The sequence below is a fragment of the Clostridium sardiniense genome (assembly GCF_050584765.1).
Classification (GTDB): Bacteria; Bacillota; Clostridia; order Clostridiales; family Clostridiaceae; genus Clostridium; species Clostridium sardiniense_A.
Window position 1 is genome coordinate 108,985 of the sequence record NZ_JBNOOR010000002.1, and the last position, 11,517, is coordinate 120,501.

Below are 11,517 nucleotides of genomic sequence, written 5' to 3' on the forward strand. Positions count from 1 at the left end.
TGTTTTAAAACTTTATATACTATTTTTTTATATCTCTTATCATATCTTTTAAAATTTCAATTTCTTCAGCAAGAGATTCCATACTACTTTTTAAACTTTCAATTTCTCTATCATAATTAATATTTCGACCTATTCCCTCACTTACATTGTCAGGTGTTGGATTTGTCTCACAAAATGGATTTCCTACATTTTTATACTTTCTATTATAGAATCTTCCCGGTCCATTTTGAAAATATTGTTGCTGAGCACTATATGTTAAAATTGCTTGCCCCACTAATTCAATCCAATTACCTATAGCATTTTGAACGTTAAAAGGCATCTCTCCTACCATAATTTGTCCTATTATATCACCAATTAATACAAATAACTGAGGATGTAAATCTTGAAATCCACCTGGTATATCTTCACATCTTTCTCTTGGATCAAATTCATCTGTGTTACATCCGTTATTACAGTTATTATCTCCAAAATTAAAACCAAACTGTTTCATAAAATCATTAAAATCATTCATTCCATCAGATTTCATTTACATCTCCTTAAAAATAGTGCTTCAATTATTATATTATTCTTATGATATAATCTTATTCCTCTAGTGTGCTTTTAAATTTTTTAATACTTTCTTTTATATTATCTGAATTTAATATGGCTGTTATAATAGCTACTCCATCTAATAAGTCTTTTAATTCATCCGTTATATTCTCTGTATTTATTCCTCCGATTCCGTATATAGGAAGATTTATATTGTCTTTTATTTGTTTAAGGGCACTTATACTTAAAACACTTGTATCTTTAGTGCTTGTACTATATATAGCACCACAACCTAAATAATCTGCTCCATCATCTAAAGCTTTTTTGCTCTCTTCTAGTGTCTTAGTAGATACTCCTATTATTTTATCTGCTCCAAGTAAATTTCTAGCTAAACTGCAATCCATATCATCTTGCCCTACATGTACTCCATCGGCATCAATAGCTATAGCTACATCTACTCTATCATTTACTAAAAATATAGCATTATAATTTTTGCAAAGATTAGACAACCTCTCTGCTCTGTCACACATTAATTTAGTTGAAATATCTTTATCTCTATATTGGACAAGTTTTACACCTGCTTTTAACGCTTCTTCTGTTTTTTCTAATAACTCCTCAAAAGGTATTCTATAATCTGTCACTAAATATACTTTTTTATCACTAAAACTCTTCATAAGTTATCTTTCCTCTTTCTATTATCTCTTCATCTTTCAAACAAGATATTTTATCTAATGTTTTATGTTTAAATGAAAGTATTCCTTCTCCTTCATTATTTTCCATAGCTATTTCCCCAGAAATATTCATTGTAAGAAGTGCTTTAGCTACTCCAAATATAGTGTTATCCCCTAGATTTTTACCACATTCTACTGCAATCATTCCACCAAGCATACATCCTGTTCCAGTTACTAATGAAAGCTCTGATACTCCATTATCTATTGTAATTTCTCTTTTTCCATCTGTAATATAATCTACTTTGCCTGTTATAACTATAATGCAATTATTATTTCTTGCATATGTTCTTAAAGTACTTCTCAAGTTGTCTGTAAATTCTCCATTATCTAGTGAGTCTATTCCTATAAAATTACTCTTAACACCTATAAGACTCTTTATTTCAGTTAAATTTCCTTTAATTAAGCTTACACCAACATCTAGAATATTTCTAACTACTGCCTTTCTAAGCTCTGTAACATGTACACCAACAGGATCCAATACTACCGGAATATTATTTTCTTTTGCTACTTGTGTTCCTAGTACCATACTATTGCCCTTTTCATATCCCATTGTTCCAATATTTATATGCAGACAGTTTGATATAGCTACCCCCTCTCTTATTTCTTTTAAATCGTCAATCATCATTGGCTTACCACCGTATGAAAGTATAGTTTGTGCTACATCATTCATAGTTACATTATTAGTTATTGAATCTACAAGTGGACTTCCTACCACATATCTATTAGCTCTCTTTAAAATTTCTCTTATTTCCATAACACTACTCCCCATTAATATTATTTAATTACTAAATTACATTTTTTAAAATATAATAACTATTTTTCTATACCTGCTGCTTTATATAACTCATAAAAATGATGCGTAGGTCCAACTCCACCACCAAGCTCTATACCATGTTCTATTGCTACTGTTATATATCTCTTAGCTTCTCTCACTGCATCTTCTATAATCATGCCCTTTGCAATATTTGCAGCTATAGCTGATGATAATGTACAGCCTGTCCCATGTGTATTTTTGCTATTTATTCTTTCTTGTTTTAAATAAATAAAGTTTTCTCCATCATATAGAAGATCCGTTGCATCATCTTCTAAATGTCCACCCTTTACCAAAATAGACTTAGGTCCAAGATTTTTCAAGCTAATTGCAGCTTCTTTCATATCATCTAAAGTTTTTATTTCTACTCCAAGTATTTCTTCTGCTTCTGGAAGATTTGGAGTTATAAGCGTAGCTATAGGAAATAATTCTTTAATTAATGTATCCTTAGCATCTTCTGATAAAAGTTTAAATCCACTTTTTGATACCATAACTGGATCAACTACAACTGGTGGAAGATTATTTATTTCTCTTAAAGTTTCACCTATTGCCCTTATTGATTCTTTTTTTGATACCATTCCAATTTTTATAGCATCTACCCTTATATCATCAAATATCACTTTTATTTGATCTCTTATCATATCTTCATTTATATCTTGAATTCCAAATACACCTTGTGTATTTTGTGCTGTAATTGCTGTAATTACACTCATACCAAATACTCCATTTGCTGAAAAAGATTTTAAATCTGCTTGTATTCCAGCACCTCCTGAACAATCTGATCCTGCAATTGATAATGCTCTATACATGTATATCATCCTTTCAATTAATAATTTTTTTCTACTTGTTTATCTAATCCTTCATCATAAACTCCAAGTACACTTTTAATAGCTGGAACACTTATAAACATATAAGCTATAATAGCCCCCACTATACAACTTGAAGAAAACGGCACTATATATAGAAATAATGATGATTCTTTTCCAAGAATTAATGAAGCAACTGGATAAGCAAGCATAGCTCCCAAAATTCCTGTTCCAATAACTTCTCCAATTACAGCTCCTAAAGAACTTTTAAACTTTTTATAAATAAGTCCTGCAAGTAATGCTCCTATCATACTTCCAGGAAAAGCAAGTAAACTGCCTGTCCCTAAAATATTTCTAAGAAGAGATGCCACAAAAGCATTTCCTACTGCAAATGCTGGCCCAAGAGTTATTCCAGAAATAACATTTATAAAATGCTGTACTGGTGAAACTTTAGCACCTAAAATAGGTATTGAGAAAGTCCCTAAAATAGTTGCTATTCCTATTAAAAGTCCACTTAAAGCTAATTTGTAGGTTAGATTATTTTTCCTATTCATAAAATTCCCCTTTATACATGATTTTAAGTAATAAAAAAAGAGTATAACCTCGTAAGGCTATACTCTATCTATCAATATAAAAATTCATAAACAATGCTATCCCTACGATGGTACTAACCATATCAGGTAATAAGGGTTTAGAAATTAAAATTTCAATCTCAGCTAAAAACTTATAGCTCCCCTAGCTCTATATTCTATTTACTTTTCTATCTTAATTCTATAACAAAAAATTTTTAAAGTCTACACTAACTTAAAATTTAATAAAATTATACATAATCTACTTTGCTTATTTTCTAATTATCACCGAAAACTTTTTTCTTAAGTTCAAGTCCAGTTTTAGTTATTGCAACTCCACCCATTGCTGTTTCTCTAAGAGCTGGTGGTAATTGCTTACCTACTTTATACATAGCTGAAACTGTATCATCAAATGGAATTTTTGATTCAACTCCTGCCATTACTAAATCTGCTGTGCAAAGTGCACTTACAGCACCTGCTGCATTTCTTTTAGCACATGGAATTTCAACAAGTCCAGCAACTGGATCACAAACTAATCCTAAAATATTTTTTATAACAATTGCAGCTGCATCTAAGCTCATCTTTGGAGTTCCACCCATCATTTCAACTACTGCTGCTGATCCCATAGCTGCTGCTGATCCACATTCTGCTTGACATCCACCTTCTGCACCTGAAACTGTTGCATTCATTGCAATTATTGTACCAACTGCTGCTGATGCAAAAAGAGCCATTACAAGTTCATCTTCAGTCTTATCAAGCTTTGCTCCTGCTGATAATACAACTGCTGGAAGTATTCCACATGAACCAGCTGTTGGACATGCAACTATTCTTCCCATTGAAGCATTTACTTCTGATGATGATAATGCCATTGCCATTGCCATAACTGTTGTAGTTCCAGTTAAAGTTTCACCTTTTTTTAGATATTCATTTATCTTATATCCATCTCCTCCAATAAGACCACTTACTGAGTAGACTTCTTTTTCCATTCCTTCTGTAGCTGAATCAATCATAACTTTTAAAGTAGTTCTCATTCTATTTATTACTTCTTCTCTAGTTGATCCTGACTTTTCTATTTCCATTTCTATTGCATATTCACTTAAAGATATTCCTCTTTGACTACATATTCTTAAAAGGTCCTCTCCACTTCTTGCAACCATTATTCTTCACCTTCCTTTACAGGATTTATCATAATTACTCTAGTTATATGTTCAATTGTTTTTAGTTTATCTATTGTATTGTTATCTATACTATGGTCTAATTCAAATACCATATTAGCTCCTTGTCCTCTTTGTTTTCTAAATACGCTCATAAATGCAATATTTATTCCCTCATCATAAAGAAGACTTGTAACTTTAGATACAACTCCAGGAACATCTCTTTGAGCTATTATAAGTGTTGGATAGTCACCAGTAAACTCAACTTTATTTCCGTTAACTTCAGTTATTTTAATACTTCCTCCACCTATTGATGAACCCATTACTTCTCTTCTTTCACTACTTTTTGTTATCATATCAAATTTAACTGTATTCGGATGAACATCTCCAAGGTCTGCTTCAACGAAATCAAATTTCAGTCCTTTTTCTTTGGCTATTTCAAGTGAATTTCTAAGCCTTTTATCACTTGGTTCCATTCCAAGAATACCTGCAACTAATGCTCTATCTGTACCATGTCCTTTATATGTTTTTGCAAATGACCCATGTAAGTAAAACGTTACTTTTATAACCTCATCACCTGCCACTGACCTTGCAACCTTTCCAAGTCTTGCAGCACCAGCTGTATGTGAACTTGAAGGGCCAATCATTATTGGTCCTAAAATATCAAAAACACCTACATTATTCATACTTCTCACCTTATCCTATGCGTAAATTTTCTATATTCTTTATAGTTATAGTTTAATCCATTGATATAGCTTTTATCAATATAAAGAATCATTTTAGAGTATAATATTAATGAATTTAACTATTATTTAATAATTCTCATTTATAAATATCTAAAATAATTAATTTAAGTTAAATTTAGCCATGCTTTCAATTTTAATTCAAATTCTATTAATTTATTGTTCACACAATGATGTTATATTTAACTTACTATTAATGCTAATTTAAAAGGAGGAAAACCTATGAATTTATTCTTAATCATAGAATTAGTATTTATTCTTGTATACTCCTTCGCTATGCTTAAAAACTACTTTAAAAGAGTGGCTTTAAAGAAAGAAGGACCATTTGTAATAATAAAAAATTATAATCTATCATCTACAATAACATTAATAATTTTACTTATTATAGTTTGTTTTTACTTAATCTTTGTAGATCAAAATTCAATTACTGAAAAAATATTATCTAGTATAATAATTTTAATTTTAATATTAAATACTATTATTAATACTGAAATCTTGCTTACACATAGCTCACTTTATTACATGTACTATAATGTGGACTATAAAGAAATAGACTCTGTTGTATTTAAAAAGAAATCTGAAAATAGGTATTTATTAAAATTAAAATTTGAAAAGACAACCTTTAATTTTTCAATTAATAAATTGTCTGCTGATGACTTCTATGAAGTATTAAAAAATAGAAAAATAAAAGTTATAAGAGAATAATAAAAAATACCTCGCATTAATTATGCGAGGTATTTTTATTTAAACTTTATACCTGTATCTCCTGTCTTTGGCTCAAAAAGACTCTTATAAAAGTTATCAAATCCATCGTCCTTAATTTCTATATTTGACTCATCATTTACATAGAATTTATTCATAGTTGATGTTATTAAATCAAATTTTTTAATATTACCTTCTTCTAGAAGAACATTATAAAGGTATGCTAAATGATTTTGAAGATATTCTTGCATATCTTTAACTTCTTCATCAGTTAACTTCCCTTCTTCATACAGCTTCTTAACTGGACCATTTCTAAATATGAAATATGCTGATGCCTTTGTTATATCTTTTAAATAATCTTTAATTTCTTTGTTTTCCACAGTAACACCTCATTTATTTGTCTACATTACATAATAATTTAACTACATTTATCATAAATGTACAAGTTTTTTGGATATTTAGAAGTTATTTCTTTTATTAATATTTAACACTTTATTCATACCATTATCTTTTTTTAGCTATAAAATTTAAAGTATATAAATTTTTAAGGAGGCCTTTTATGAGTTTTTTTTCTATAGCACTTAATATAGTTATTGTTTTAACTCTAATATTCTTAGTTGGTAAAGCAATCTATATTGAACACATATCTAGCAAAACATCTACAAAAACAAGATTTGTTATCTTTTCAGGTGTGGCTTTAATAAACATAGGTTTAATTATTATCCCTCTTGCATACATAGCAGCAAACGGTATTAATCTATTTTCATTTAAATACATATTTATACTTTTTATATTAATATTATTTGTATTCCAAACATTCCAAGCTTCAAGATTAGTTTTATTTAATCATGGCTTACTTTGTATGGGACAATATATTGACTATAAAAAGATAACTAAATTAAGTATTGGTAAAAAGCGTCATTCATCAATTGTTCTAATCGGAACTGGTAATGATTCTCTAACTTTTAGAATTGGTAATAAAAAGATGGAAGCTTTATCTAAGCTTTTAAGAGAAAATCGTGTTAAAGTAAAAATATATGAATAAAATTTTTAATAAAGATATCTTCTTAGGTATCTTTATTTTTTTACTTCATATTTTGTTTAATTGTTTACATACTCTCAACATTTTGACTTTAAAAATTTGTTATTATGTAATTATCCTAATAAGAAGGAGGAATTTTAATGAATTACACAATACTACTAGAAATACTATTATGTATATCTGTAGCTTTCTTTATGGCAAGAAGTTTTACTATTGAAAGAAATCATAAAAAAAAGGGACCATTTATAACAATTGGAGTATTTTCTTATATTGCAATATTTAATGTGCTAATTGTAATATTTATAATAATAACCTCATTTACCGCCCTTAGAAAAGGTGGTGTAACCTCTCTCTTTGATCCTATGAATTTACTTATATTAATACTTGTATTATTCGTTATTTATCAAGTAGTTCTTTCTTTAAAATTTACATTCTGCCAAGATGGTATATGCTATTTAGGCGAATTTTTTAGTTATACTAAGATTAAAAGCGTTCAGACTGCAAAGACTAAAAATAAATATAGTATAGTTATTTATACAAATAGAAAAACACTTACTTTTAAGGTGAGTAAAAACAATAAAATTCTTATGGAAGAAACTTTTAAGAAATATAAAATTAAAGTTTCAAATGTAGCATAAGTTTATACCTATTCTATAACTAAATAAAATATAAGAAAAACTCCTTAGCTTTTCATTCTAAGGAGTTTTTTTATTTAATAATTTCTAATATTTATAGAAGCAACTTCCACCAATAAATTCACGTAATATTGAGTTTTCTGGTACCTTATCCATAGGAATTTCTTTAAAGAAATTAAGTAATGATATAAGCCTTTGCGCCTCATTAAATACTGAACTTTCTTTACTAATTTTCTTTAATTCATTTAATGCATATGGTTTTAAGACACATAATTCATATACTAAAGTTGAATTGAACATATCATTTGCTTCTTCTTGGTATACAAATATATTCTTCTTTTCTCCTCTCTTAATTGAAGGCCACATCTTTAATGTTTCCTCTCCACCATATCCCCTTGATAAGAAATCTCTAACTATTCTCCTTATCTTTCTAACATCTGTTGTTGGTATTCTATTATGATTATCAAGATTTAATTGAGTTAAAGCTGATATATAAATTTTGTGCTTATATTCATCTGAGATTGATTTAGTAAGTATTGGGTTTAAAGCATGAATACCTTCTAATATTAGTACTCCATTTTGAGGAAGTTTAACTTTATGTCCAAGCCATTCTCTCTTTCCTTTCATGAAATTATAAGTTGGTATTTCAACTTCTTCACCATCTAATAATCTTTCTAGATGTTCATTTAAAGTCTTTAAGTCTAGTGAATATATTGATTCAAAATCATACTCACCATTTTCATCTCTAGGGCTAAGTTCTCTATCTATAAAATAATCATCTAAACTAAGAGGTACTGGTACAAATCCATTTACTCTAAGTTGAATACTTAGTCTATTTGCAAAAGTAGTTTTACCTGATGAAGATGGTCCTGCAATCAATACCATCTTAACCCCATTTTTTTCTGATATTTTATCTGCAATATATGCAATCTTTTTTTCATGAAGAGCTTCTGATACAAGTATTAAATCTTTAAGATCATTATTTACAACCTTATTATTTAAGCTACCAACATCTCCAACACCTATTATATTAAGCCATCTTTCTGTTTCATAAAAAATGTTTGATAATCTTTTTTGTTCCTTATATGGTGGAAGGTTATTTAAATCTTCTGGCATAGGACTTCTAAGTATAAATCCTGGCTCATAAAAAATTAAATCAAAAGCTTTTATAACTCCTGTTGAATATGCCATTTTTCCATAGAAGTAGTCATATCTTCCTTCTAATTCATAAAGCTTTACAGTATCAAATTCCATATACTCTAAAAGCATTACCTTGTCTTCCATTCCATAGTCTTTAAATATACTTATAGCCTTATTCTTTGAAACCTCTATTTTTTTTATAGGTTCATCTTTGCTTATAATTTCTTTCATTCTTTCTTTTATTTTTATAACATCATCTGCATTTAAAACTTTTTCTTTATGAATTTCTCCGAAAAGTCCCTTACTTATTGAATGTTCTATAGTTATCTTTGAATCTTTAAATATATCAAGAGCTGCCTTAATAAAAATAAATTGAAGTGTCCTTGTATATATATTCATTCCCTCTTCAGTATTAAATGGAACTTTTTCTAAAAGTCCACTTTCCTTTATTTCTTGGGAAAGTTCATAATATTCATTATTTAATTTGCAAAGTGCAATATTCTTTACATCTTCTCCATAGTATTTATCCATTAATTCCTTGAATTTAGTTCCTTTTGCTACACTTTCTTGTCTTCCATCTTCAAGAGTTATATTGAAGTTAGTCATTTTCTTGCCTCCTCTAAATTCTTATATATCTATATTAATACCATTATATTACTTTCTATTCTTCCTGGAAACTTTTAAGATAGAAACTTTTTATCAATTTATTCTGAATATTAAATAACAAATCTACAAATATTATTTTAAGAGGTGTTATTTATGTTTATTGTTTTTATAAGAACTGCAATTTTATATGCTCTTGTTGTCTTAGTAATGAGACTTATGGGGAAACGTCAAATTGGAGAACTTCAACCCTATGAATTTGTAATAACTATTATGATTTCAGACTTAGCTTCACTTCCAATGCAAGATACTAGGTTACCATTGCTTTTAGGGGTAGTTCCTATACTTACCCTACTTTTACTTAAAGTTTTTCTATCACAGCTTCAACTTAAAAGCCAATTTACTAGAAAAATTATAGAGGGTGAACCATCTATATTAATTTATAAAAGTAGAATAAATTATAAAGCTTTAAAAGGCCAACAGATAAATATAGATGAACTAATGGAAGAAATTAGACTCCTAGGATATTTTGATTTGGAAGAAATACAATATGCAATACTTGAAACAAATGGTCATATTTCTGTATTACCTAATTCCTCCTCTGGATCTTCTGGTGGCAGTGGTTCTTCAACATCATCAGGTAATTCAAACTCTAGTGGTGGATCTTCTAGTAGTACTAGTCAAAGTGAATCTGAATCAAGTAATCCAAAGCTCGGAGCTAGTTCTAATAATAATTCCAACAGTAATAACTCTAATAAAAAGAAAAAATCTAAATCGAAAAATAAGAATAGCTCAAAATCAAATAATAGTTCAAGTAATAACTCAAATAGTAACTCGAATTCAAATAGTAATTCAGGTAATAGCTCAAATAGTAATTCAAGTGGAAATACTAGTACTAATTCCAATCAGCCACTTTCGCTTCCAAGAATATTAATTTCTGATGGAAAAATCAATAAAAATTCTTTAACTAGAATAGGTGAAGATAAAGCGTGGATTGAAAACAAATTAAAGGAATATGGAATAGATAGTATAAAGAAAGTACTAATTGCTTTGTATGATACCCAAGGTAACTTCAAATACCAACTTTTCGATAGATATGAGAAGGAGAGAAAAAAATGAAAAATACAATAATTTCTCTTATTTTATTTTTGGCAGTAATGGGATTCATGCTATTTGCTAATTCAGAACTAATAAATCTCTGTGATGATATATCAAAAGAAAGTGCTCAAATCGAAGAGCTTTTAAATGATAAAAAATGGGATGAATCTTATGCTGCAAGCGTTAAGCTTCTTAATAAATTACAAGAAGATGGAACAGTATCTTCTGTATATGTGAATCATACAGAAGTGGATGCTATTATAGATAATACAGTTAAATTAACTGTACTTGTAAAATGTAAAGATGAAAGCGAATCACTATCCACACTTCATCTAATTAAGTATAATGCAGAAAGAATTAAAGAACTCCAATACCCATCAATAAAAAATATTCTTTAAAAAAGGTTCTATCTATATCATAGATAGAACCTTTTTAAATTATCTCCTTTGTCTTTCAGTGAATGATAGACATTGTGCATGACCATCATTACTTAAACTTTCTACTGCTATATCAACATAGCTTGATACACATCTTTGACCTTCATTGTGCATACAATTTGTAACATCACAACCTATTGCCATATTAGGATTTGGTTGCCCAGCACTTCCGCATCCTATTCCACTTTGCATTGATAGCTCCTTTTCATCAAAATTATCACATACTGTTTCAGCTGATGACCTTGATTCTCCACCTCCAACATGTATTGAATGGTTACAACACTTGTTATCTTGGTTATGTACACATTCTATAACTCCACATCTTAATGTAGCCATTAAAATCACTCCTCTTTTATTTTAAATTTATAGCCTTTATTAGTATTTGTATTTTTTAAAATTTAATTCTAATTTTCGTCTCACTTTATATGCATAAATTTTAGTGTTTTATGCATATTTTCTGTTTATTTATTTATATTTTAAATTTTTATACAAAAATAGTTGCATAATTATACTTTTAA

Annotated in this window: 14 protein-coding genes, 2 pseudogenes and 1 riboswitch; of the genes and pseudogenes, 6 read left to right on the plus strand and 10 right to left on the minus strand. The window is 28.5% G+C overall.

The features are described from left to right. Nucleotides 1-19: 19 nt before the first annotated feature. The 7 genes from ACQPUW_RS10230 to sdaAB form a co-directional block, all read right to left on the minus strand. Nucleotides 20-526 carry a hypothetical protein gene (locus ACQPUW_RS10230; protein WP_430837393.1) on the minus strand — a complete coding sequence of 169 codons (507 nt, stop codon included), beginning with the start codon at nucleotides 524-526 and terminating at the stop codon, nucleotides 20-22. Between the two features lie 55 nt (nucleotides 527-581). Further along, a complete protein-coding gene (thiE, locus tag ACQPUW_RS10235) occupies nucleotides 582-1,202 on the minus strand; it encodes a thiamine phosphate synthase (RefSeq protein ID WP_430837394.1) in 621 nt (206 codons plus the stop codon). Further along, nucleotides 1,189-2,013 (minus strand): hydroxyethylthiazole kinase, encoded by an 825-nt coding sequence (thiM, locus tag ACQPUW_RS10240; protein WP_430837395.1) that lies wholly within the window; start codon nucleotides 2,011-2,013, stop codon nucleotides 1,189-1,191. The genes thiE and thiM overlap by 14 nt, the downstream gene beginning before the upstream one ends. Before the next feature lie 59 nt (nucleotides 2,014-2,072). Further along, a complete protein-coding gene (gene thiD, locus ACQPUW_RS10245; RefSeq protein WP_430837396.1) occupies nucleotides 2,073-2,879 on the minus strand; it encodes a bifunctional hydroxymethylpyrimidine kinase/phosphomethylpyrimidine kinase in 807 nt (268 codons plus the stop codon). 17 nt (nucleotides 2,880-2,896) lie between these two features. Beyond that, nucleotides 2,897-3,430, minus strand: coding sequence for an energy coupling factor transporter S component ThiW (gene thiW, locus ACQPUW_RS10250; RefSeq protein WP_430837397.1), 534 nt, complete (start codon nucleotides 3,428-3,430; stop codon nucleotides 2,897-2,899). Between the two features lie 81 nt (nucleotides 3,431-3,511). Next, a riboswitch (TPP riboswitch) is annotated at nucleotides 3,512-3,623 on the minus strand. A 100-nt stretch (nucleotides 3,624-3,723) separates the two neighbouring features. Continuing rightward, complete coding sequence (sdaAA, locus tag ACQPUW_RS10255) at nucleotides 3,724-4,602, minus strand: L-serine ammonia-lyase, iron-sulfur-dependent, subunit alpha (RefSeq protein WP_430837398.1); 879 nt, start codon at nucleotides 4,600-4,602, stop codon at nucleotides 3,724-3,726. Next, entirely contained in the window at nucleotides 4,602-5,285 is a 684-nt protein-coding gene (gene sdaAB, locus ACQPUW_RS10260; protein WP_430837399.1) for an L-serine ammonia-lyase, iron-sulfur-dependent subunit beta, read from the minus strand. The genes sdaAA and sdaAB overlap by 1 nt, the downstream gene beginning before the upstream one ends. Before the next feature lie 279 nt (nucleotides 5,286-5,564). Between sdaAB and ACQPUW_RS10265 the strand changes: the two genes are divergently transcribed. Next, on the plus strand, nucleotides 5,565-6,047 hold the full coding sequence (locus tag ACQPUW_RS10265) for a hypothetical protein (RefSeq protein ID WP_430837400.1): 483 nt from the start codon (nucleotides 5,565-5,567) through the stop codon (nucleotides 6,045-6,047). A gap of 35 nt (nucleotides 6,048-6,082) precedes the next feature. Here the strand turns inward: ACQPUW_RS10265 and ACQPUW_RS10270 are convergent, their stop codons facing one another. Continuing rightward, nucleotides 6,083-6,424 (minus strand): hypothetical protein, encoded by a 342-nt coding sequence (locus tag ACQPUW_RS10270; RefSeq protein WP_430837401.1) that lies wholly within the window; start codon nucleotides 6,422-6,424, stop codon nucleotides 6,083-6,085. A 179-nt stretch (nucleotides 6,425-6,603) separates the two neighbouring features. Between ACQPUW_RS10270 and ACQPUW_RS10275 the strand changes: the two genes are divergently transcribed. Both ACQPUW_RS10275 and ACQPUW_RS10280 read left to right on the plus strand, forming a co-directional pair. Beyond that, on the plus strand, nucleotides 6,604-7,089 hold the full coding sequence (locus tag ACQPUW_RS10275; RefSeq protein ID WP_430837402.1) for a DUF986 family protein: 486 nt from the start codon (nucleotides 6,604-6,606) through the stop codon (nucleotides 7,087-7,089). A 137-nt stretch (nucleotides 7,090-7,226) separates the two neighbouring features. After that, nucleotides 7,227-7,724: a hypothetical protein gene (locus ACQPUW_RS10280; protein WP_430837403.1), complete on the plus strand. Its 498-nt coding sequence runs from the start codon at nucleotides 7,227-7,229 to the stop codon at nucleotides 7,722-7,724. A gap of 84 nt (nucleotides 7,725-7,808) precedes the next feature. Here ACQPUW_RS10280 and ACQPUW_RS10285 read toward each other — a convergent pair whose 3' ends face one another. Further along, the gene (locus tag ACQPUW_RS10285) at nucleotides 7,809-9,467 is read right to left on the minus strand and encodes a nucleoside kinase (RefSeq protein ID WP_430837404.1); all 1,659 of its coding nucleotides are present in this window, start codon (nucleotides 9,465-9,467) and stop codon (nucleotides 7,809-7,811) included. Between the two features lie 153 nt (nucleotides 9,468-9,620). Here ACQPUW_RS10285 and ACQPUW_RS10290 point away from each other — a divergent pair. The 3 genes and pseudogenes from ACQPUW_RS10290 to ACQPUW_RS10300 form a co-directional block, all read left to right on the plus strand. Next, nucleotides 9,621-10,118 (plus strand): annotated as a pseudogene (locus tag ACQPUW_RS10290) (DUF421 domain-containing protein); the annotation flags it as partial. A 261-nt stretch (nucleotides 10,119-10,379) separates the two neighbouring features. After that, nucleotides 10,380-10,583: pseudogene (locus ACQPUW_RS10295) on the plus strand (YetF domain-containing protein); the annotation flags it as partial. Then, entirely contained in the window at nucleotides 10,580-10,960 is a 381-nt protein-coding gene (locus ACQPUW_RS10300; protein WP_430837405.1) for a DUF4363 family protein, read from the plus strand. The pseudogene ACQPUW_RS10295 and the gene ACQPUW_RS10300, both read left to right, overlap by 4 nt. Before the next feature lie 39 nt (nucleotides 10,961-10,999). Here ACQPUW_RS10300 and ACQPUW_RS10305 read toward each other — a convergent pair whose 3' ends face one another. Then, a complete protein-coding gene (locus tag ACQPUW_RS10305) occupies nucleotides 11,000-11,335 on the minus strand; it encodes a DUF1540 domain-containing protein (RefSeq protein WP_430837406.1) in 336 nt (111 codons plus the stop codon). Nucleotides 11,336-11,517 lie beyond the last annotated feature (182 nt).